A 22,845-nucleotide genomic window follows, 5' to 3' on the forward strand; every position below is an offset into this window, starting at 1 on the left:
ATATAAAAGTGTAATTGGAATATTGAGTAATAAAATGAAAGTGCTTTTTAGTTGAAACCAATACATTGTTTTATAAACAATTAGATTGAAAATTAAATTGATAAAAACGATACTATTGAAAAGCAAGGCAGTTATAACATAATAGAACCCAATAATGATTATTATTTCATTTTTTGTGATGTAAAACAATACCAAAAGGAAAGTGCCGATACTAAAGGAAAGAAGGGCTAAGAGTTTTGCTAAGTTTCTGTCGGATATTATTTTTTCTTTATGCTCGTTCATTTAAATGATTCTTAATTTGATAGGTAAGATAAATGAGACTTCCATATAAAACAGAAAAGAGTATTGCCTTGAATGAAAGAAGTGTTTGAAAAGAATCTATTAGTAATTGAAACGGATTGGTAATAATAGTCCAACTATTGAAACGGAGGAAACGACCTAAATAGATTCCGAAACCACTTAAAAGGCAGATCATAGGAATGGAATAGGTAATAATTGTTTTAGAATAGAAAAGTGAGAAACAATTTTTGAATTCTTTTAAGGAAAGTAACCCAAAAAGAAAACCAAGGCTTGCAAATGAGAAAAGTAAAACCAAATCGAACCAAAAGAGTTCTGGATTTCCTTTCTTTAGATGTACAAAATCGGTTAAAATATAGAACGAATTGGGTAGAAATAATAGCCAAACAATAAAGAGTAGTGCTCTCGATTTTACATTTTCTAAGAGTTGAATTTTTTGTTTAGCAAACGTGAGCACCAAATAAGGGACAGCCGCTAAAAATAAATTCCAAACTAGAAAGAAATAGAAGATTGACTGTGTTATTTTTGCTCTAAAAAGTAATAATAGACCACAATAGATAGACAAAAGTAGGAGTAAACCGTTTGTTTTCTTATTTGATAAGTAAGCATTAATGATAATTTTCATAGATGTAAAAATTTAATTGTTAGCGGTCATATACAGTATCGCTTTTTATTTATAGGTGTTTTTGTTTGCAGCAAACTTGATGTTAATGGCAATTTTATAGTTATTGTATATTAAAAGTTTGTTTAATTTCTGAAACTGGAAGGCTTAACATTTTTTGAAAGTCTGAATCATAAAAACGATGTGCTTTTTGTCCTCTTTTGTATTGCTTGTAAAAGTTCTTATATTCCGATTGGTAGAAAAGTATACCTGTTGTAATTACCAATAATAAAAAGAGGCTTTTTTTTCCGTTGCCTAAAAGATAGAATTGCAAATAGAGTTCGTCTTTAACCGTAGTACCAATATTGGCAAGCACGTGTAAAACATCATGTTCTTCAAGGCTTTCTTGAATTTCAAATTGATTGATCTTAAAGAAGTGACCTAATTGATACCCAAGCGTGTTTGTTTGGTGTTCTAACAACGATTGGATGTTTATTTCCCATGGTTTATGATTTTTGAAAAAATATTGATAAGGAATTTTCGCTACTGTATACAAGTAGGCTATTATTCGTTCTTTAATTGTTGTTTTCATAGTACTTTGTTTTTCAAAGTTTTTAGATAAAAAAAGGGTTTCCCCTTTTTAATGTATTTTTTTATAGTAAAAGAATAGTAAAACTATAGCTAATAATAGTAGAAGAGAAGGTTCTGACATTTGCGGTGTTTCTTCATCTAAATCCAGAGCCTTGTTTCCAGATAATACCTTTTGCTGTTTGCTAAGTAATGCTGCTTTTTGAGCTTCATTTTCAACTACTATAAAAGAAGTATATGGATTCATAATATGAGACGCAAAGCTTGCTCTAATTAGTTCAATCCATTCTTTTTGATATTCTTTCGGATGAAAAATAGAATGAAGGTATTGCGTTTGCATTTTTATTCCGTTTTCCCAATTTTTGTTTGATGCATTATCGAAATCTATTGTTGCATTGGGAAGAACGCTTAATTGATTATTGTCTTTTAGTAGATAGGTTTGTCCATTCTGTTCATATTTTAAACAGGAAATGGTGTTTTTTGAAGGAATCGAACTTACTTTATTTACAGTTTCTAATGGATTGTTGACTAATGAATGCGATGTGATTTCATAATCAGCATTTATTGTATAGAAAAGTTCAGATTCATAATAATTACTGGTGTAATTTGAAAAGTTATTCTCTATTATAGCTTTGTTTAAATTATTAGAAAGCACAACGATGATTGGATAGGTTTCAATACTTTGTTTTTTATAGGTTTCAAACAGAATATTTTTTATTGCTCTATCCAAATAAAAACCGTTTTTAAAGGTGTTTTTTGTGTTATTTTTTTTCCAATTTGAATTGTAATCAAAAGTTTCTGTATAACTGTTTATTAAACTAATCTTACTTTTGTGTTCTAAAGGTTGTTTTTCGATTATATCTTCAATAATGTCAGTATATATTGTTGCTTTATTGCTAATATCTATTGACGCATCAACAACAAAATGATAATAAGGCTTACGAATTACTTTTTGTAAGTTTTTCTTAGCAGTTGCAGTTACATAAAAAGCATTTTTTGTTTCTAAATTGTTATTGCGTTGTAAGGAATCACCAAGAGTAAAATTCTCATCGTCTATCGTTAAAGAGATAGGTTCTTTATGTAGTATTTCAATTCCAGTTTTTCTTGTTTCGTTTATTGCAAAAGGAAACACCTTAAAAGCAATCGTATTTTTGTTTAAATAATAGAGTAAACCTGGATCTTTATTTTCATTTCTAATATTGTTAAAAACCCAAAGTGCCGATTTTTTCTCCGTTAATAATCCATATTCTTTTTTATCACCTACATAAAGATAATAATCACTAATATAACAACCTTCAGGAAGATTTATTTTTGTAGCATACTCGGATAAATCACGATCATGATTGGTAATTTCTAAGTCGATTGTACTTTTCCAAGCGTGTTGCTTTTCGTTATAGACACTATTAGAATTTGCTTTTGTAATGGTTACATTATCTTTAGTAGTAGATCTATTTAAAAATTCTCTAGACTTATTTTTCTCTCCAAAGAAAATTCTTTCTATATAGTTCAATTTAGTATCCGATAAAGTAAGATTATCTAAAACGAGCCAATTGAAGTACGTATTCAAATAAGGTAAGTTTTCTCCAAAAACGAATGCGTCTTTACTCTTTTTACTAGCTTTAATAGAAAATAGTGTGTTTTCTAGCGAATGGATGTCGATTTTATACTCTTTTTCAAAATCAGGATTATAGACATATTCTAATGCTTCTTTAATTACAGATTTGTCTTGTATATAACTGAAAGTGATTGTTGCAGGAAGCACGCTAAAGGCTACAACTGCAATAATTAGAAGTGTTTTTTTAGAAAATTGGCTAGTTAAACCGTTAAAATCATTATACAATTGAATGGACTGTATCACAAAAATCATGATTGGTGTTAACATTAAAAAGCCTGTTCCTAATGCGATTATTGCTAGAAGCGCAAAAGGCAAATAGGGAAGAAATACAAAAAAGAAATATACTATATAAGTGAATAAAATTGTTTTAAGTGCAAATAATAGTAGTTCTAATCGATAATTTTTAAATTTAGGTAAGCATAATAAAACACCATTAACTAAGGCAAAAAGATAGAACCAAGGCGATGAAAAGTTACCAAAGATTCCATTAGTATTTACAAATAATTGCGAGAAAGAAGAAACACCATTATTAATTAGTAATCCAAGTATCGGAAATAGTATGCAAACTGGAATTTTCCATGCTAATTGATATTTTTTCCATGCGTTTCCTTTCTTTAAAATTAGAATATAGAATAAACGTATTAAGAAGAAAAGGAATAGAAATGTGGTTAATATAAATGCGATTATGATAAAATGTATAGAAAAATTAGTATCTATTTGATGCAAAATTGGCAATCCAATTTGACTAGTCAAATAGGTAATAATTGGAATAGCTATTAGCGCAAGAAAATTCTTTAAAGCACTTGCTTTATCAATATCTTTTGTAAAAATCAATGTGAAAATTAATATGGAATGAATTAACGTAGGCATTATGAAGGTACCCATGTGTAGGAATAAATTTCCAGAAATCATCCAATCAGGTATTGTTGATGGTACTATTTCATTAAGATGTTGAAAATAGCAATACAAATACACAAGATAAAATATACTAGAATAAATTGCATAGTTATAATTGAGTTCTATTTTTTTAATATAATGATAAATTGCAAAAGCAAGGTTTCCAACAAAAAGCAATGTTAAGGCACTGCTAAATTGAAACCAAAGGCTATGTGTTTCTTCATCGAGTAATGATTTTATGATGCTATAATCATTATACAAAATAAACGATAAGATTAACAAAGGAATACTGTTTAAAAAAAGTATCCATTTAGGGTTTAGTAGATTTTTCATTTTGCAATTTTGTTTTTTAATAAATAATCAAATAATAGATATGAAAATAGAAGAAAGAATAGATAGACAAGCGTTCCTTGAATTTGATGCAATAAGTCAAGATTGAAGCTAAAGAAAGTAGGAGCTGTGATGCTACAGAGTATTCTAGATGAATTAGCTAATAACGTAGCTATTAAAGCTAATAGAATCGAAATAATTAAATTTTTTGCTGATGATGGTTTATTTTTTTCTAAATAATAACGATAGGATATGCTTACTAAAAAGATGAGGAAAAAGTTAATTCCAGAGCATGATTTATTAATTACAAAATTTAAGTTTTCATTAAAATATCCTTTGGTGACTACGTAAACAGAATGTGTATTAGTAATAGTATCAATTATTTTAGAAATTGGATATATAAAATATCGAATTTCATCTACTGTTGCTATCGCAAATAGAAATTTTATAAATACAAATAGGAATAGGAGTAGAACGATGTGTGTTTTATTGTTGTTTGTCTTCATAGTACTTTGTTTTTCAAAGTTGATGGGTAAAAAAATAGATTTATGTATTTGATATTAATTTTTCAAGTGCTTCAATGTGTTCTTGAAACGCTTTTTTTCCTTCTTTTGTTGCAATGTATTTTGTGTTGGGTTTTCTACCAATGAATTGTTTTTCAACAGTAATATAGTTTTCGCTTTCTAATGCTTTAGCATGACTGGCTAGGTTTCCATCGGTTACACCTAATAGCTCCTTTAAGGTTGAAAAGTCAGCATTTTCATTCACCATTAAAATCGACATGATACCCAAACGAATTCGGTGATCAAAGGCTTTGTTAATATTTTGAATGATGTTTTTCACAAACTAGGTTGTTTTATTATTTTAAAATTATAGTGTCAATTTATACTATTTCGATTTTTGGCCCAAGAAACTTAGGTTTCACCTTAAAAAGGATGTCTATAAAAACTTTTGTTCTGGCAAAATATTCTCTAATTTTTACTTTTATTCCATATCTATTAGAAACATCTTTCGCATTATAGGCAACAGCATTGATTCCGTTTTTTGTAGCTAAATATAAAGCTCTTTCATTATGAAATTCTTGCGAAATTAAGGTAAAACTATCTAATCCGAAAACCAGCTTTGCTCTAACGACAGAATCTAATGTTCTGAAACCTGCATAATCTAAAAATATTCGATTTTCTGGAACTCCATTACTAATTAGCTCTTCTTTAAAATCGGTTGGTTCATCATAGCCTTCACTACTATTGTCACCACTAATTAGAATATATTCTATTTTATTGTTATTAAAAAGCTCAAGCGTTGCATTTACCCTATATTTAAAATAGAGATTTACAGTACCATTTCTTAAATACTTAGAGGTGCCAAGTACTAAGCCTACTTTGTTCTTCTGTATCAAATTGGCATCTGAAAACACCTTATTTTTTGCATTTTTCTGAATGGTATAATTAGCTAATACGATGATTATTGCTGTTAAAACGATAACCAACAGAGAATATTTACTTATTTTTTTTAACGTCTTGTTAATTGCCATTTTTAATAATTGTCAAATATTGTTTTTACCAATTCAGAATCATATAATTGAGATGGAGCAACAACATTTTCATCATAAGGAATTGCTGTTCCATAGCGTTGTTTCATGATTTGTTGTACTGCTGGATGATTCAAGTTAAATTCCTTTAATTTTTTAGTAGCACATAATTCAATATTTGCTCCTTCTTTATATATTTTCCAAACTAATTCCGAACAATATATTTTTTCATTTGACCATTCAAAATACAAATCATAATCCTTATTATCCATCGTTTTACCAACTAATTTCATTTTTTGTAAAACTTCTTTAGTCAGCTGCTTGTCTGCTTTTTTTAAACGTTTTACAGCATATTTATGGTCTTTACCATGCTGAATCCATTCGCTCAATAAAGTCATTTTTACAGGTTGAACAGCTTCATACACATAGGTTTCCTCATTCTTGATAAAAATAATGCCACAATGAGAAAATTTTGAATTAGTTGCTATTTGTACTGCTTCACATTGAGCCGATTCTGAAGTTTGAAAGATAATGTCACCGTCTTTAAAACTATTTTGAGTGCTTTCTTTAATTAATTTTAAAGAAGTAGCTACTTGGTTTGACATATATAAAAATGACATTGCCAAAAAAGCAGTAACAGTAAGTAATATATATGTTTTTTTCATTTTCATTATTTTATACTCTATTTTCTAACTTCTAGTTTTTTCCGTCATATCTAAGATGCATAATACTACCATATAAAATATGACAAAAACCAAATCCTAATGCCCAAAATAGAAGTCCGTAATTAATAAACCAAGTGGAAAGCAAACCAATTATAATAATGGTTATACCTAAATAACGAACATCTCGTAGCGTATATTTACTTGCATTTACACAAGCTAAACCATAGAATATAAGAGTTAGTGGTGCAATTAAACTAAAAATTTCTTTTTCGATTAAGAAAATAATAAAAAAACCACCTGTTACTAATGGAATACTAAAATTGATCAATAAACGTCTAGAAGCTGAGTTCCATATTGTTTCGTTTTGTTTTTTTGCTTTTCTAATACTATAAAAAACTCCTGTTATTATTGAGGCTATTAAAACACCAAGTGCAATTGCAAATAGTTTATAAACAGCATTTTGAGATATAACTAAACCTTTATACGATCCACTTACAGAGTAATCAAAATAAATAGTTCTATAAGCAAGCCATGCACCAATTAGTGCATAAATACCTGCTAATACACCAGAAAGTCCACTTAAAGATAAACATTGAGTAGATTTACTCATCATTTCTTTAATATCTTGTATGTCTTTTAAATATTTACTTGATTCCATTTTAAAGTACTTTGAATTGCAAAGTAAAACATAATTTCTAAATTGACCAAATGTTTTTTTTGCTTTTGTTAAAAGAATGTTTTAATCCTTTGATAAATTTTTATTGTGGAATAATTGTAATATTTTTAGCCCTATATATTTAGAATAACACATAAATAATTAATAATGAAAAAGGTTATAACTTTATTTTTACTGAGTAGTTTGTTCGTTTATAGTCAAACTGAAGATGAAAAAATGCTGAACAACATTTATGAAACTGCTTTAACAAAATCAAAGTGTTATGATTGGTTAGATTATTTATCAAATACAATAGGATCAAGATTGTCAGGGTCAAAATCGGCTGCCTTAGCTGTTGATTATACAAAAGGAGAATTAGAAAAGTTAGGCTTTGATCGCGTTTTTCTTCAAGAAGTAATGGTTCCGAAATGGGTTAGAGGAGAAAAAGAACAAGCTTATATTGAAATAAAAGGAAAGAAAATAAATGTACCTATTTGTGCCTTAGGAAGTTCTGTAGCTACTTCTAAAAAAGGATTAAAATCAAATATTATAGAAGTTCAAGGAATTGACGAAATGATTGAGATGGGTGAAGATAAAGTGAAAGGTAAGATTGTTTTTTTTAATAGACCAATGACGCCAATTCATATTCAAACATTTAGAGCCTATGGAGGTTGCATTGATCAACGCTCTTCTGGAGCAAGGGAAGCTGCGAAATTAGGTGCTGTTGGTGTTATTGTACGATCGATGAATTTACGTTTAGATGATTTTCCTCATACAGGGAATACAAATTATGGAGATTTACCTAGAGAAATGTATATTCCAGCAGCTGCAATTAGTACTAATGGAGCTAATTTATTGAGCGATTCATTAAAGGAAAACCCCAACTTAGAATTTTATTTTAAACAATCTTGCGAAACGCATGCAGATGTGTTGTCCTATAATGTTGTTGGAGAAATTAAAGGAACTGAAAACCCTAATAAAATCATGGTTGTCGGTGGTCATTTAGATTCTTGGGATTTGGGTGATGGATCTCATGATGATGGAGCAGGAGTAGTGCAGAGTATGGAAATAGCTTCTATTTTTAAGAACTTAGGATATAAACCAAAAAATACAATTCGTGTAGTTTTGTTTATGAATGAGGAAAACGGAAATAGAGGAGGTGAAAAATATGCTGAATTGGCAAGTGAAGCTAATGAAAATCATATTTTTGCTTTAGAAAGTGATGCTGGAGGCTTTTCTCCTAGAGGTTTTTCTATTGATGCTGATGAAGCAAATTTTGCAAAAATTAGTAACTGGAAAAGCTTATTTGAACCTTATTTAATTCATTATTTTGCAATAGGTCATACAGGTGTAGATATTGGACCATTGCAATCAAAACATATTGTTAAAGCAGGTTTACAACCCGATTCTCAACGTTATTTTGATTATCATCATGCTGCAAATGATACTTTTGATGCTATAAACAAACGCGAATTAGAATTAGGTGCTGCAACAATGGCATCGCTACTTTATTTGTTTGATCAACATGGAATTGATTAAATAACGCATATTAATTTAATATAAAAAACATTGAATGAAAGCTCTTTTAGGTTATTTGATTAAAGTTATTTGCTTTTTTATATTTTTAGTATTGGTTTTAAGTTTTATAAATAATTTGTTTTATACAAGACATACTGAAAGTGATTTAGTTTATTTTACGGGGTATTATCTAGGTCTTACTTTAGTTTTTTTATTGTTTTCTTGGTTACTTTATAAATTCAGTAAGTTTGGAAGTAAGCTAATCAAAAACACAAAGAATAAAAATCAAATTAATGAAATAGAAGAAGAGTAAAGAATGGAGTATTATACACAAAAAAGCATCCTATTTTTCTTTAGGATGCTTTTTTGTGTATAATATAGTTTAAATTTTTAGAGTCTAAAAATACCACCAATTGTAAATACACTTTGTAAAAACCAAAAGTCTTGTGAAGCACTGTCTGCGGTGTATTTTGTTGTTCTAATATTATTCATGTTTATATAACCACCTTTTACTTCAGTTTGAATAAAAAAGTATTTATAGAACGTAAAATTTAATCCCATTTTTGCTGATAAACCATAACCAGAAACATGAAATTGGTCATAGCGTTCTTTTCCTAATAAAGTTGTATTTGTTTTAGGATAAATAAATCCACCGCCTAAGCCTTCAGTAGCGTTAATTTGAACTTTATCCGTATTTGGAAGATTAAACCAACCTGAAATATCATCAACTCTAGAAAATTCTGTATTGACATAATTTAAACCATCGGTATGTTCAAATAGTAAAAAATCCTCAGTTAATGTCAATTCATTATTTATCGGATTTTCATTATAACTTCCTGGGTTTTGATAGTAGCCTGAATAATTAACTCTTTTATCATTGAACATTACATACTTCATATGATCAAAACCTATAGAAATATTATAATGATCTGAAATGAAATATCCAATTCTAAAATTAGTTTGAGGAATGGTCATTCTAGCAGGATTCACATAATCGACGTGCCAACCCTTTGGTTTATCATGTGCTTCAACATCATATAATGTAAAGTCATAATCATCACCTCTAAATCGAATATCCGATTTTGAATAGGTTTCTCTGTTTCCACCCCAATAGATATAAAATTTACCTTTGTTGTGAGCTGTGTATTTTTCAGGGGTTTCAACTGTTTCTTGCGAAAAGGTGTACTGTGAAAAAGCACAAAAAGCTAGTACAACCATTAAAAATGATTGTTTGTTCATTACTAAAATATATAAAATATTAAAATTGGTTAATTGTTTTTCTAATAGCAACTAACTTAGTCATTAAGTTTTCTAAATAATCTAAATGTAACATGTTAGCACCATCGCTTTTTGCATTAGCAGGATCGAAATGAGTTTCTATAAAGATTCCGTCTACACCTACAGCAATTCCAGCTTTTGCAACTGTTTCAATCATGTCCGGACGACCACCTGTAACACCTACAGTTTGATTAGGTTGTTGTAGTGAATGCGTAACATCTAGTACGGTTGTAGCATATTGTTGCATAGTTGGAATACCTCTATAATCTACAATCATGTCTTGATAGCCAAACATAGTACCTCTATCTGTAACCATTACGTTTTCGTTTTGGCAATCGATTACTTTTTGAACTGCATGTTTCATACTTTCTGGACTCATGAATTGTCCTTTTTTAAGATTTACCGTTTTTCCAGTGTTTGCTGCAGCCATAACTAAATCAGTTTGACGTACTAAAAAAGCAGGAATTTGAAGAATGTCTACATATTCTGCTGCCATAATAGCATCTTCATTAGTATGAATATCAGTTACTGTTGGAACACCAAATTCTTTAGAAACTTTTGCTAAAATTTTCAATGCTTTTTCATCACCAATTCCAGTAAAACTGTCAATTCTTGAACGATTGGCTTTTTTAAAAGAACCTTTAAATACGTATGGAATTTCTAGTTTATCAGTAATAGTAACAATTTTTTCAGCAATACGCATTGCCATTTCTTCACTTTCTATGGCACAAGGTCCTGATAAAAGGAAAAAATTACCACTTTTTGTATGTTTAATTTGAGGAATATTATCTAAATTCATTATAGTATAATTTTGAAATGCAAAGATAAAAATAAAAACCTTTTAAATCGTAGTTTAAAAGGTTACTTATGTTACATTTAAGAATAATTTAATTCTTTACTATTTATTGTTTTTCTTAATTGTAAATCCTTTAGGACAAACAATTTTTCCTTTTTCGAAGATATTAAAGTAAAGGTTTACTTTTTTATTGGTTCCAGAAAAAATCACTTCATATATAGCTAAAGTTCCTGCTCCCATTAGATTTGTTTCCGTTGGAAATGGGCAACAAGTGTCTGTTTTTTTATAATTTATGCTTTCTCCTTCTGCACCTTCTAAGCTGTTGAAAAAGTATTTTATATTCAATGCTTCCAAATTTTCAGTTAGCGGTCCTAAATTGATTGGGTAATCAGCATCATAGCCATATTTTGAATCATTTGCATATTCTGTAATTTCAAAGGCTTCATTTATTATTTTAGGCTTAACCGCTGAATTATCGATGTTTTTGATTGTAGATTTAGTACTTGTGCAAGAAACAAAAACTATACTTAATAGTAAAAAAGCGAAGATTTTCATAATTAATTTTTCTTAGTTTTAACAAAGTAACTGATTATAGCTGCAATAACAACCCCAAAAGATAATTTTTCAAAAACACTATTTGAAATTGCATTATTAATATTATAATGTGCTTGAGCTTCTTGTAAAGTAATGTTTTTGCCTACAGCAGCTTCAATGGCATTTTGAAAGAAATCGGGAGAAATATGATTGTGTGTAATATATAATACAGCTGGGTTTAAAACAGTAATTAATACGGAAAGTACTATTCCAGAGATAATTCCTTGTTTCCAATCTGATTCTCCTTTATAATGGTTCCTTTTTTTATCTACTAAACATAGTGTATATAGAAATATACTTATTGGAGTGAATAGTAAATTGTAAATGGGCTGATAGCGCACACCTTCATTATGCCATCCTAATTGTTTTTCAACAAACATCCAAATTATATACGCTAGACTATAAATTATAGCCCATTTCATTTCAATTTTAAACGACTTTATCATTTTGGCAGATTTTGAAATCAAAATTAAGATAAATTATTATAATTGGAATTAAATCATGTGATTTTTTATCTTTGCAAAAAAATAATTTGATGGAATTACTTTACGGAACTTGGCATTGGTCAATTTCAGGCTTTGCTATAGGTGCAATAATGTTACTACTTATTTATTTTGGAAAATCATTTGGAATGTCATCCAACTTAAGAACGATGTGTTCTATTATGGGTGCTGGTAAATATAATTCTTTTTTTGATTTCGATTGGAAAGCTCATAGATGGAATTTAATAGTTGTTTTAGGTGCAATTATAGGTGGTTTTATTGCTGTTACCTTTTTAGATAATGGAACTGGCGTAAATGTAAGTGAAGCTACAATCAAAGATTTAGCTGTTTTACAAATTGATGCTCCTAAAGGTAAATTAATTCCGAATGAATTATTTGGATTAGACGCTATGATGAGTGTTAAAGGATTTTTAATATTACTTTTTGGTGGTGTATTGGTCGGCTTTGGAACTCGTTATGCAGGAGGTTGCACTTCTGGACACGCTATTTCTGGATTGAGTAATTTACAAATTCCTTCTTTAATTGCTGTAATTGGCTTTTTTATAGGCGGTTTAATTATGGTTCATCTTTTACTTCCTTTTATAATTTAATAATATATGAAATTTCTACGTTTTTTATTGTTAGGTATTGTTTTTGGTATTGTTTTAACGAAAACAGAAGCCGTTTCATGGTTTAGAATCTATGAAATGTTTAAATTTCAATCGTTTCATATGTTTGGAATCATTATGGTTGCTATTTGTACAGGAGTAATTGGAATTCAGTTGATTAAAAGATTTAAGGTAAAAGATTTTTCAGGTGAAGAAATTCAAATAGTAGATAAAGAAAAAGGATTTCTTAGATATGTTTTTGGAGGTGCTTTATTTGGATTAGGTTGGGGATTAGTAGGGTGTTGCCCTGGACCAATATTTGTTCTTCTAGGAACAGGAGCTCTTGGAGTTGTTATTGTTTTAATAGGTGCTTTATTAGGAACTTACCTATATGGAGTTTTAAAGGATAAATTACCGCATTAGATTATTTTTATGATTATTAATTTGATATTTTTTACAGTTTTAAAAATGAGATTAATATTTTTTTTGAGGATAATTTTTTATTCCGTTTTTCTTCAACCTTAGAGTGAAATTTATTTTACTAATTCGGTTATTTATTGTTTTTTTGATATTGAAATAATAATTTAACCTATTGATTATGAAAAAAATAGCAGTTTTACTTGGTTGTGCTTTGATGTTATGTTTCACCATGTCATCATTTGGTAAAAAGGAAGAAGTATCAATTTCATTAGTTGGTAAATGGAAGTACTTTCAAGAAGGGAAAAAAAACAATAAAAAAGAATCTTTAATAGTTTACCAACATGATGATAGATGTGGCAAGGATTATGTTGAGTTTTTTAATGATGGAAAAGTAAACGATGTGTATTATTATGGCAATGAGAATTGTGATATCTCTGTAGATACAGGTACATGGGAAAGAGAAGGTGTGAATTTAATAGTAAGCTTTCCTTTTGCAGGTAAAGAAAAAGGAGAGATTCTAGTATTAGATGCTACTACATTAAAATTAATGACAACTGTTGGAGGTGTTGAAACTGTTTACGTTTACAAAAAAATGTAATAATTTTAGATATAAAAAATCCCGATTTAAATCGGGATTTTTGTTTTTATAATATTTCAGCACTTAACCCAGCATCTAAAAGAGCGGAGCAAAGAGGTTTTAATTCATCATAACTTCCAGTTTTAATAGCACATTGCCCTTTGTAATGTACTAATAAAGCACATTGTTCTGCTTGTAGCGCTTCATGATTACATACTTTTACTAATGTATCAATAACATGGTCAAAAGTATTAACATCGTCATTATAGAGGATAATTTCATTATTTAATCCTACTAACTCTTCAACTAAAAGTTCTTCTTGTACTTTTTCTATCGTGCTCATTTATAGTTAATTAAAATTTAAGCAAAAATAATTATTGTTTTTTATATTTCAAAGAAACCCAATTATTTCTTTCAAACTTTTTTATGTAGGTTAATCCTTTTTCGGTACACGATTCATTGATAACAGGGATATCTTCTGTATAGAAACCACTCAATAATAATATTCCATCTTGATTTAAACAATTTGCATACTGTTGCATGTCGTTCAAAAGGATATTTCTATTAATGTTTGCGATGATAATATCATATTTTTTATCTGAAGTTAATAAACTTACATCTCCTTCATAAACAGATATATGTTTACAATTATTACGTTCTGCATTTTCAACAGAGTTTTGGTAACACCAATTGTCAATGTCAATAGCGTCAATAGGATGAGCCCCTTTCATTTCTGCTAAAATTGCAAGAATTGCAGTGCCACAACCCATGTCTAGTGTTTTTTTATTTGTAACATCAGTTTCTAATAAATGTTGAATCATCATGTGTGTTGTTTCATGATGACCAGTACCAAAACTCATTTTAGGTTCAATAACAATATCAAATTCTGTATTTGTTTTCTCATGAAATGGTGCACGAACATAGCATTTATTGTCAACTTCTATCGGCTCGAAGTTTTTTTCCCATTCTTCATTCCAATTTACTTGATCGATTTCTTCAAAAGTATAATTTATAGTAAACTCTTCATTTTTTAAAATATAGATGTCATCTAATATATTTTCATTCCAAAATTCCTTTTGAATATAAGCAGAAAGACCATTTTCATTTTCTACAAAACTTTCAAAAGCAGTTTCTCCTAATTCTGCTAATAATATTTCAGAACCCAATGCTGCTGGTTCTATTATAAAATGATAACCGATATAGCTATTTGACATAGTGTATTTTTTTTTGCAAAGGTAAATCTATTTTTAGAGTTATAATATTTATAATTCAAATTATTGTTTTGATTTTTCTACCTTTGTATTCAATTTATACGATATTATGTTAGCAATAGGTCAATACAATACATTAAGAATATTAAGAGATACAAAGGTTGGACTTTTTTTAGGAGATGGAGAAAATGAAGAACATGATGTTTTATTACCTAATAAATATGTGCCAAAAGAGTTCTATATTGGTGATGATATTACTGTTTTTGTATATTTAGATCAAGAGGAAAGACCTGTTGCAACAACACTAAAACCGTATGTAAAACTGAATGAGTTTGCTCATTTAAAAGTGAATTATATTAATAAGTTTGGAGCTTTTTTAAATTGGGGATTGGAAAAAGATTTGTTTGTACCTTTTAAAGAACAAGCAAGACCAATGGAAGAAGGTAAACGTTATTTAATATATTGTTTTATGGATGAGAAAACCGATAGAATGGTAGCGTCAAGTAAAACACAGCAGTTTTTAAATAATGATGAGATAACTGTTGAAAATGGAGAAGAAGTGGATCTTATAGTTTCTCATATAACAGAAGCAGGAATTAATGTTATTATTAATGAAAAACACAGAGGTCTAGCCTATAAGAATGAAGTATTTGAGGAGATAAAACCTGGTATTCGAATGAAAGGTTATATCAAAAATGTACGTCCAGATGGAAAAATCGATGTTTCTTTGAGAAAGTTAGGTGTGGAGGCAATTGAACCTACTTCGCAAATGATTTTAGATGAATTAAAATCCAATAGAGGTTTTCTAGGTTTAAATGATAATTCTCATCCAGAAGATATTAAAACAGTATTGAAGATGAGTAAAAAAGCATTCAAAAAAGCGGTTGGAAATTTATACAGACAAAAACTGATTGAAATTAAAGAAGATGGTATTTATTTACTATAATATATGATTCAAAAAGATAAAATATACTTAATATTGAGCGCATTCACTTTTGTTTATGTGCTCTATTGTTGTTTCTTTAATTCAAATTTATACCCAATATCATTTAGCCCTAATCAAATTATTTGGTTATTTATTCTATTCTTGCCTATTTTGAATATTTATAATATCATCATTAATAGAGATGCTGATAACCGTTATTATTGGATTGCAATAGTATGTAATATTTTGTCAATTGTTTTTATAATGAAAACGTATAAAATAGATTTGTTTTAAGATTGTTTAAATGTAGATTTTGTACTTTCCTTTTTTTCTGGATTTAACATTTTAGACTCTAATTCAAGTAGTTTTTTTTCAAATAAATTTTGTTTTTGTTTTAATGTTTCAATTTCATCTTCTAACTGTTCATTTTTCGCAACTTCTTCATCAATAATTATTTGCTGTTCTTGAATCGCTTTCGTAAGTACAGGAATAATTTCTGCATAATTTATTCCCATAGGGTTTTTATCTTCAGGATTACCAATTACAGCATTTGGAATTAGTCGTTGTAATTCTTGAGCAAGAAAGCCAATTTCTACTATTGATGTACCTGTTTTATCAAAATTTAAATATTTATCATAAATCACGGGATTCATTTTTTTTACTGTTTGTAAGCCGTATGGCACTTCTTCTATTTTTGATTTAACTCTTGCATCTGAAGTATTAATTGTTCCATTTGAAGAATAAATATATCTCCATCTTGAAAAAGAAGATCCATTATCATAGATTCCATCTGCCCAAGGACCAATATTGTCTCCAAATACAAAATGACCATTACCTCCAAGGTTCATTACAAGAACATTACTGTATCCATTTGTAGGATAGTCGGCAGCAGAACTACCAAAATTGGCATTATTAAAATCATTAGCCACATAAAAATCATATGTTCCTGCATTGTTTCCAATTGAAAAAATATTGGAACTACTAGAAGAATTATCGTATGTAGTTAATTTTGCAGTAGCTGAAGAGGTACCAATAGCAACTTTCCCATTCCCATTGATTCTCATTAATTCATTAGATGTGCTTGAGCTATTTCCAGCAAAAAAGATATGAGAAGAACCGATGTCGTCAATTTGATAGCGTAGTGCTGCTCCATTAATTCCAAAACCATAGAATTGATGGTCATTGTTATTGGTTTCATATAATGAAATTTTTCGGTTTGCAACCGTATTTGTGAATTGTAATGGAGCATTAGGTGTACTTGTTCCTATTCCTATATTTCCATTACTGTTAATTCTTAAACGCTCATTTGCATCTGTTTTTATAATAAAATCATTTGCATCCATTGTACCAATAAAATTATTTGTAGCATTTGTTCCGGCATTTCCACTTAAGGACCAGTTTGGGTTTTCTGGACTTGTTTGTGTGGTTACTTTTAGCCATGAGGCTCCATTCCAAAAATAAAATCCAGGAACGACATCATTTGGAACAACTCCATCGGTGGCAGTATTATAAACAATTGTACCTTCTATAATTGCCCCACCATTTGGATTGATAATTGGACTCGTTGTATTACATGCTGTAAGTGCTACTCTTGGAACAATTAAACCTTGTGTACTTGAGTTTATATCTAAAGCTCCATTTGGTGTTGTTGTACCAATTCCAATTTGACCAGATATTGTTGTTGAAAATACAACTAAATTGAACCATAAGAAACGTTTAATTCTTTGCATAGTAGGTTAAGTTTTAATTAATACTATTTCTTTCTAAAATTGATTTGATAGTTGAGTGTTTAATTTAGTGGTTCTTTCTTTTCTATATATGTGTTTAAGTTGATAATCAAATATAATGTTCTGTATTTATAAATATACTTAATTTTTACTATATATATTGTTAAAGTTTTAGGTTTTTTGTTTGTTTTTAATTAAAAGTGTTAGTTTATGTTTTGTTAATAATAGTTTAAATATTGTTGTAAAAAAAAATACGGCTATTTAGCCGTATTTTATTAATTATATTTTATGTTGTCTTTTAGAATATTGTATATCCTAAAGCGATCGTAATTGATTTGTAATCTGAAACCCAGTTTTCGTGACCACCAAGCATTTTTCTATTTGTGTGGTACCTACATTCTAATGAATATTTATCTTTATATTTATAACCAATTCCAAAACCAAAATTCATCGAAGTAGATATTTTTAAGTCAAAAATAGTCCTTGGATTATCAAAATTGGTATCTGTACTATATCTTCGTTCTTCATATAAGATATTTGAATTACCACTATTGTCAATTATAAAAGATCCGTTTATAAAAAGTTTGGATTTTTCATTTAAAAACATATAATATCTTAATCCAATAGGGATTTCTAATGATTTATAATTTACGGTTACCCTTTGTCTATCATTAAGTACAAAACCTTCACTTTTAAAAGTTTGATATGTTGGCTCAATGATTACTGACCATTTGTTTTTATTGAATGGTAAAATCATTTCTGCTTCTATTCCAAATCTAAAATTTGATTCATTTTTGAAATCTATATTGTAATTGCTTACATAACGATTTTCTAGTGTCATAGATGAACTATTTATACCTGGTCTAATTGTTAAATTAAAAATATCCCTTTTAACAGTTGGCTCTTCATAAGTAAGATTTTCAGAGTTACTACAGGTGTTATATTTCTTAAATATTTTAATCAAATCTTTTTTGTTATAGTCAACATTCATTAGGTTTGAAGTTGAAATGTTATCACACTTTAAACTATTGAATAGTTGTTGTTTATATTCATTATTTTTTAGTATTTTTCTATCTTCATTTTCATAACTTTTATATACAAGTTGTGTCATGTCTGATTTATTAACACTAAAAAAATATCTATTTAGACTTTTTTCGGTATATTGTAATAAGTTTGCATTTCCTTCAATTAATACTTTAAGAAATAATGTTTCCTCTTTAAAAACTGGATTTTTTTCTTGGCTAATATTATTCATAAATTCGCTTGAACGATCTATATTTACTGAATATCTTATGTACTTGTTAAAGTTATAAGTTCCAAATTCTTGAGCAGATTCAATTTTAATAGTTTCAGATTGGGCTAATTCAGAAGATTTGAACTCAAAATTTGTAGGATTGTTTTGCCAGTCAATGTTTTTAATTAGACCTTCAATTTTATTACCTTCATTGTTGATGTAATATCCTTTTTCAAAGAGTATTTGTGAGAAAGAATTTATACTAAATAAAACGATTAGTAATAAGAAAATTTGTTTTTTCATTTTTAAATAAATTAATTTCGGCAAAAATATACTTTTTTTTCAGATTTATCTTATGATTATTTTAAAAAAAAGACTATTCTTCAGAATATAACTCAAAAGGATAATTTCCAAATAAAGCAGATAGCCTTTTAATTTGATAGGGCTTTTTTGTATATTTATTTGATAATGAAATTAAGGTTACAGTATCTTTCTTTAGGCTTATGTAGGCAGATGTATTTCCGTGCCACCAACCATTATGATATAGTAATGAAGTTCCATCTTCCCATTCATTCAAACGAATGCCTAATCCGTAATTTTTGACACCTTTTCGTTCGTAGCTATAGCCTTTATATGCTAAGTCTTTTATTTCTTTACTTAAAAACGTATTAGAATATGTTGCTAAATCAAATTGTAAAATATCTTTTGCGGTTGAATAGATATTTTTGTCACCATAAATAGCATCTAAATGATCATAAGGTATTTCTTCCCAAGTACTTTTATACGATTTGCTTACACTATTTCTTTGTTTCTCTAATTCAAAAACAAATGTGTTTTTCATTCCTAGTGGATCGAATATTAGTTTTCTCATAGCTTCAGGGTAGTTAAGTTTAGTAACTTTTTCAATGACAAGTGCTAAAAGCGCATAATTAGTATTACAATAGCTAAATTTGGTATTGGGTGTAGATTCTAATTTTATGTTTTTTGTAGAAAGAAGCTCTAATATGTCACTATTTTTTAGTGTTTTGTTTTTTTTCCATATTGAGTCATTTTCACAGAAATAAGCATAATTAGGCAAACCACTTCTATGATTTAATAACATTTCTATTGATATTTTTTTATGTGGAAAAAGGGGGAATAAGGATTGTAAAGTAGTTCCTAAATTAAGTTTCTTTTCATCGATAAGTTTTAAAACTAGAGTTGCTGTCAAAACTTTACTAACAGAAGCTAAATGTAATGGAGTAGTGGATGATATTTTTTCTTTTCTATCATAGTTAGTATAACCTTGATAGTCTTCAAAAACTATTTGACCATTTTTAGCTACTAAAAAAGAACCACTAAAGTCATCAATATTAATATTTTTTGTATAAAAATTTTTTGATTCTATTTCTTTACTTTTTATGTAATTTATCGATAGTTTGTTAAAATTAGGCAATACTATTTGTTGACTATCTTTTTTTGGGTGTGTTTTTTCAGTCGTTTTTTTTTCTTTTTGACAAGCGATTAATGTACAAAAGGAAAGAGAATAGAAAAGAAGCTTAAAATTCATTTTTTGGGTTAATAATTTGAATATTTGGGTTAATAGCTATAAGCTCATTGATGAACTTTTTATTTTGCTTAGGAGAAATATAAATATCATCAAATTTATTATATCTAATAATAATGCCTTCAGAATTTAAAGCTAGTTTTAATGAAACTGGAATAATTATCCCATCATGGAAATCTATCCTATTAATTGTATCAATCTTAATCGTCTTTTTAAAAGGACCAGAATAACAATTTATCTGAGAGTTTTTAATAGTATATTTTGTATTTATTAAAATCCAGAAAAGTAAGCCGATACATGAGCCATTAATTATAAACGAAATTATAACAGCTATAGTATCTTTGAAGTTAGTAGAGGATATAATTACTCCAATAAGCAAAATAATAATTGCATATAATATAACTTTATTAAAAATACTTATTGAAGATCTATATTGCAAAATAGTTTATTCAGTTAATTTTTTATTTGGTTTTGCACCCATGTAGAAAATAAGCTCACTTCCGTTTTCAATATCATCATGATCAATTGTTAAAGTTGATATACTTTTTCCATTCAATTTTATTTTAGAAAGGTAAACATTTTTAGAACTTTGATTTACTGTTTTTATTGTGAATTTTTTTCCATTTTCTAATAAGATAATTGCAGATTGAATAGATGGACTTCCAATTGAATATTTTGTAGAACCTGGATTAACAGGATAGAAACCTAATGTACTAAAGATATACCATGCACTCATTTGCCCTGCATCATCATTACCACACAATCCGTCTTCTTTATTGCTGTACATTGTATCAACAATCATGCGTACTCTTGATTGTGTTTTCCAAGGTTCATTGGTAAAGTTATACAAATATGGAATATGATGCCCAGGCTCATTACCATGTACATAATTGCCAATGATACCATCTCTTGTAATATCTTCGTTGTGTTCAATATATTTGTCTTCAATAGGTGTTGTAAAGATTTTGTCTAAATGTTTAGAAAAAGAATCTTTTCCCCCCATCATTGCAATCATTTTATCTACTTCATGTGGCACATATAAACCATAATTCCATGCATTTCCTTCAATAAAACCTTGTCCATGTGTGTTCAATGGATCAAATTCTTTTCTCCAGTTGCCATCTGCAAGTTTTGGACGCATATATCCAATAGATTGGTCATATACATTCAAATAATTTTTAGAACGTTTTAGAAAAGTAGAATAAGCATCGGTATTATTGGCTTTTTGTGCAATTTGAGCAATGCACCAGTCATTATAAGCATATTCCAGGGTCTTAGATACTGAAGAAGAACTTTTATCTTCAGGAACATATCCTAAATTCATATAATAACCTAACCCGTCAAAGTAAGGTACTGTAGCAGTATTTGAAGCAGCTTTTAAAGCATAATTCAAATCTACATCTGTTGTATTTTTTGCTACTGCATCTGCAATAACAGAAACAGCATGATAACCTACCATACACCAGTTTTCATTTGCATAATGACTCCAAATTGGTAGCATTTTGTGTACACTTTGATCATGATGCGCTAACATGGATTTAATCATGTCGTTGTTTCTTTTGGGTTGAATAATGTTATATAGAGGGTGTAAAGCTCTATAGGTATCCCAAAGCGAAAAAACGGTATGATTCACAAAACCATTAGAAGTATGAATGTTTTGGTCCAAACCTCTGTATTTGCCATCTACATCTTCATAAATGATAGGGCTTAGCATACTATGATACATAGCAGTGTAAAACGATTCTTTCTGTTCTAAAGTTTCAGTTTCAACATCAATTTTAGAAAGTTCTTTATTCCATTTTTCTTTTGTTTCGTTTTTAACTTTCTCAAAGTCCCAATGTGGTAATTCAGTATTTAGGTTTAATAAAGCACCTTCTGTACTAACAGATGATAGTGCAAATTTGATTTTAATTTTTTCGTTTTCTGAAGTATTAAAATTGAAATAAGCTCTTATATTTTTTCCAGCCATTTCAGGAAAGTTATGCTCTTCGTCAAATTTTCGATAAAAACCATTGTATTTTGATTTGTCATATTTTTTATGACCATAACTAGTAAATGGTTTTGAAAATTGCATTGCAAAATAAACAAATTTAGTTCTTGCCCAACCGTTAGTTTGTTTGTAACCAGTAATTAATGAATCGTTTTCAACTCGAATAAATGTCCAAGTGTTTTTGTCATCATGTAAATAAATATTGGCAACCAAATCTAAAATAATATGAGCTTCATCTGTTTTTGGAAACGCATATTGATGAAAACCAACCCTGTCTGTTGCTGTTAGTTCTGCCTGAATGTTATAATCATCTAAAAGTACACTATAATAACCAGCAGATGCTTTTTCATTTTTATGAGAAAACTGCGAATGATAACCACTCTTAGGTTGTTTTGCTTCACCAGGTTCTAAATTTAATGTTCCAGTTGTTGGCATTACTAAAAAATCGCCTAAATCGGAATGACCTGTACCACTTAAATGAGTATGACTAAAACCAAAAATAGTAGTGTCATCATATTGATAACCTGCACAATATTTATAAGTGTCTGGATTGTATTTCCCATCTTCAGTAAACATTACTTGTAGGTTTGTTTCTGGGCTTAATTGTACCATTCCAAACGGTGTTGTTGCACCGGGGAAAGTATGTCCCATATTTTTTGTCCCAACCAAAGGATTTACAAACTGAGTAAAATCTTTGGTTTGACAAAATATAGATAAAGTTATAAAGAATAAAAAGTAGGTGAAATTTACTTTATTCATT

At 28.6% G+C, this 22,845-nt stretch carries 25 protein-coding genes; 6 read left to right on the top strand and 19 right to left on the bottom strand.

Features of this window, described 5'->3' with window-relative positions; translation table 11 throughout:
- Positions 1-268: 268 nt before the first annotated feature.
- The 8 genes from L2Z92_RS15880 to L2Z92_RS15915 all read right to left on the bottom strand — a co-directional run bounded on the left by L2Z92_RS15880 (position 269) and on the right by L2Z92_RS15915 (position 7,182).
- Positions 269-922 carry a DUF1361 domain-containing protein gene (locus L2Z92_RS15880; protein ID WP_236455441.1) on the bottom strand — a complete coding sequence of 218 codons (654 nt, stop codon included), beginning with the start codon at positions 920-922 and terminating at the stop codon, positions 269-271.
- Between the two features lie 100 nt (positions 923-1,022).
- A complete protein-coding gene (locus tag L2Z92_RS15885; RefSeq protein ID WP_236455442.1) occupies positions 1,023-1,490 on the bottom strand; it encodes a Coq4 family protein in 468 nt (155 codons plus the stop codon).
- A 48-nt stretch (positions 1,491-1,538) separates the two neighbouring features.
- Positions 1,539-4,331 (bottom strand): MSEP-CTERM sorting domain-containing protein, encoded by a 2,793-nt coding sequence (locus L2Z92_RS15890; RefSeq protein WP_236455443.1) that lies wholly within the window; start codon positions 4,329-4,331, stop codon positions 1,539-1,541.
- The gene (gene xrtK / locus L2Z92_RS15895) at positions 4,328-4,834 is read right to left on the bottom strand and encodes an exosortase K (protein ID WP_236455444.1); all 507 of its coding nucleotides are present in this window, start codon (positions 4,832-4,834) and stop codon (positions 4,328-4,330) included. The genes L2Z92_RS15890 and xrtK overlap by 4 nt, the downstream gene beginning before the upstream one ends.
- Before the next feature lie 40 nt (positions 4,835-4,874).
- Complete coding sequence (locus L2Z92_RS15900) at positions 4,875-5,171, bottom strand: winged helix-turn-helix domain-containing protein (protein ID WP_236455445.1); 297 nt, start codon at positions 5,169-5,171, stop codon at positions 4,875-4,877.
- A gap of 40 nt (positions 5,172-5,211) precedes the next feature.
- The gene (locus L2Z92_RS15905; RefSeq protein WP_236455446.1) at positions 5,212-5,862 is read right to left on the bottom strand and encodes a SanA/YdcF family protein; all 651 of its coding nucleotides are present in this window, start codon (positions 5,860-5,862) and stop codon (positions 5,212-5,214) included.
- A gap of 2 nt (positions 5,863-5,864) precedes the next feature.
- Positions 5,865-6,524, bottom strand: a complete 660-nt coding sequence (locus L2Z92_RS15910) for a YiiX family permuted papain-like enzyme (RefSeq protein WP_236455448.1) — start codon at positions 6,522-6,524, stop codon at positions 5,865-5,867.
- A gap of 31 nt (positions 6,525-6,555) precedes the next feature.
- Positions 6,556-7,182, bottom strand: coding sequence for a hypothetical protein (locus tag L2Z92_RS15915; RefSeq protein ID WP_236455449.1), 627 nt, complete (start codon positions 7,180-7,182; stop codon positions 6,556-6,558).
- Positions 7,183-7,347: 165 nt separating this feature from the next.
- On the opposite strand from L2Z92_RS15915, the gene L2Z92_RS15920 reads away from it, so the two are divergent.
- A complete protein-coding gene (locus L2Z92_RS15920; RefSeq protein ID WP_236455452.1) occupies positions 7,348-8,718 on the top strand; it encodes a M20/M25/M40 family metallo-hydrolase in 1,371 nt (456 codons plus the stop codon).
- A gap of 34 nt (positions 8,719-8,752) precedes the next feature.
- On the top strand, positions 8,753-9,010 hold the full coding sequence (locus tag L2Z92_RS15925) for a hypothetical protein (protein WP_236455454.1): 258 nt from the start codon (positions 8,753-8,755) through the stop codon (positions 9,008-9,010).
- A gap of 77 nt (positions 9,011-9,087) precedes the next feature.
- On the opposite strand, the gene L2Z92_RS15930 is transcribed toward L2Z92_RS15925, so the two are convergent.
- The 4 genes from L2Z92_RS15930 to L2Z92_RS15945 form a co-directional block, all read right to left on the bottom strand.
- The gene (locus L2Z92_RS15930; protein WP_236455456.1) at positions 9,088-9,936 is read right to left on the bottom strand and encodes a hypothetical protein; all 849 of its coding nucleotides are present in this window, start codon (positions 9,934-9,936) and stop codon (positions 9,088-9,090) included.
- A 19-nt stretch (positions 9,937-9,955) separates the two neighbouring features.
- Positions 9,956-10,774, bottom strand: a complete 819-nt coding sequence (kdsA, locus tag L2Z92_RS15935; protein WP_236455458.1) for a 3-deoxy-8-phosphooctulonate synthase — start codon at positions 10,772-10,774, stop codon at positions 9,956-9,958.
- Positions 10,775-10,873: 99 nt separating this feature from the next.
- Positions 10,874-11,326, bottom strand: a complete 453-nt coding sequence (locus L2Z92_RS15940) for a 2-dehydro-3-deoxyphosphooctonate aldolase (protein ID WP_236455460.1) — start codon at positions 11,324-11,326, stop codon at positions 10,874-10,876.
- Positions 11,327-11,328: 2 nt separating this feature from the next.
- A complete protein-coding gene (locus L2Z92_RS15945; RefSeq protein ID WP_236455462.1) occupies positions 11,329-11,811 on the bottom strand; it encodes a DUF4199 domain-containing protein in 483 nt (160 codons plus the stop codon).
- A gap of 89 nt (positions 11,812-11,900) precedes the next feature.
- Between L2Z92_RS15945 and L2Z92_RS15950 the strand changes: the two genes are divergently transcribed.
- From L2Z92_RS15950 to L2Z92_RS15960, 3 genes are all read left to right on the top strand, one after another.
- Positions 11,901-12,458: a YeeE/YedE family protein gene (locus L2Z92_RS15950; protein WP_236455463.1), complete on the top strand. Its 558-nt coding sequence runs from the start codon at positions 11,901-11,903 to the stop codon at positions 12,456-12,458.
- A gap of 6 nt (positions 12,459-12,464) precedes the next feature.
- Complete coding sequence (locus L2Z92_RS15955) at positions 12,465-12,878, top strand: DUF6691 family protein (RefSeq protein ID WP_236455464.1); 414 nt, start codon at positions 12,465-12,467, stop codon at positions 12,876-12,878.
- A 175-nt stretch (positions 12,879-13,053) separates the two neighbouring features.
- Positions 13,054-13,473, top strand: coding sequence for a lipocalin-like domain-containing protein (locus L2Z92_RS15960; RefSeq protein WP_236455465.1), 420 nt, complete (start codon positions 13,054-13,056; stop codon positions 13,471-13,473).
- Positions 13,474-13,519: 46 nt separating this feature from the next.
- On the opposite strand, the gene L2Z92_RS15965 is transcribed toward L2Z92_RS15960, so the two are convergent.
- Complete coding sequence (locus tag L2Z92_RS15965; RefSeq protein WP_236455466.1) at positions 13,520-13,795, bottom strand: ATP-dependent Clp protease adaptor ClpS; 276 nt, start codon at positions 13,793-13,795, stop codon at positions 13,520-13,522.
- A 31-nt stretch (positions 13,796-13,826) separates the two neighbouring features.
- On the bottom strand, positions 13,827-14,666 hold the full coding sequence (gene prmA, locus L2Z92_RS15970; protein ID WP_236455467.1) for a 50S ribosomal protein L11 methyltransferase: 840 nt from the start codon (positions 14,664-14,666) through the stop codon (positions 13,827-13,829).
- Positions 14,667-14,772: 106 nt separating this feature from the next.
- Between prmA and L2Z92_RS15975 the strand changes: the two genes are divergently transcribed.
- Positions 14,773-15,609 (top strand): CvfB family protein, encoded by an 837-nt coding sequence (locus L2Z92_RS15975; RefSeq protein WP_236455468.1) that lies wholly within the window; start codon positions 14,773-14,775, stop codon positions 15,607-15,609.
- A gap of 269 nt (positions 15,610-15,878) precedes the next feature.
- Here the strand turns inward: L2Z92_RS15975 and L2Z92_RS15980 are convergent, their stop codons facing one another.
- The 5 genes from L2Z92_RS15980 to L2Z92_RS16000 form a co-directional block, all read right to left on the bottom strand.
- On the bottom strand, positions 15,879-17,318 hold the full coding sequence (locus L2Z92_RS15980) for a tail fiber domain-containing protein (protein WP_236455469.1): 1,440 nt from the start codon (positions 17,316-17,318) through the stop codon (positions 15,879-15,881).
- A 295-nt stretch (positions 17,319-17,613) separates the two neighbouring features.
- Complete coding sequence (locus L2Z92_RS15985) at positions 17,614-18,852, bottom strand: porin family protein (RefSeq protein WP_236455471.1); 1,239 nt, start codon at positions 18,850-18,852, stop codon at positions 17,614-17,616.
- 73 nt (positions 18,853-18,925) lie between these two features.
- On the bottom strand, positions 18,926-20,098 hold the full coding sequence (locus L2Z92_RS15990; RefSeq protein ID WP_236455473.1) for a serine hydrolase domain-containing protein: 1,173 nt from the start codon (positions 20,096-20,098) through the stop codon (positions 18,926-18,928).
- Complete coding sequence (locus tag L2Z92_RS15995) at positions 20,088-20,534, bottom strand: PH domain-containing protein (RefSeq protein ID WP_236455475.1); 447 nt, start codon at positions 20,532-20,534, stop codon at positions 20,088-20,090. The genes L2Z92_RS15990 and L2Z92_RS15995 overlap by 11 nt, the downstream gene beginning before the upstream one ends.
- Before the next feature lie 6 nt (positions 20,535-20,540).
- Entirely contained in the window at positions 20,541-22,844 is a 2,304-nt protein-coding gene (locus L2Z92_RS16000) for a GH92 family glycosyl hydrolase (protein WP_236455478.1), read from the bottom strand.
- Position 22,845: the final 1 nt, after the last annotated feature.

The organism is Flavobacterium jumunjinense (genome assembly GCF_021650975.2).
Lineage (GTDB): Bacteria > Bacteroidota > Bacteroidia > Flavobacteriales > Flavobacteriaceae > Flavobacterium > Flavobacterium jumunjinense.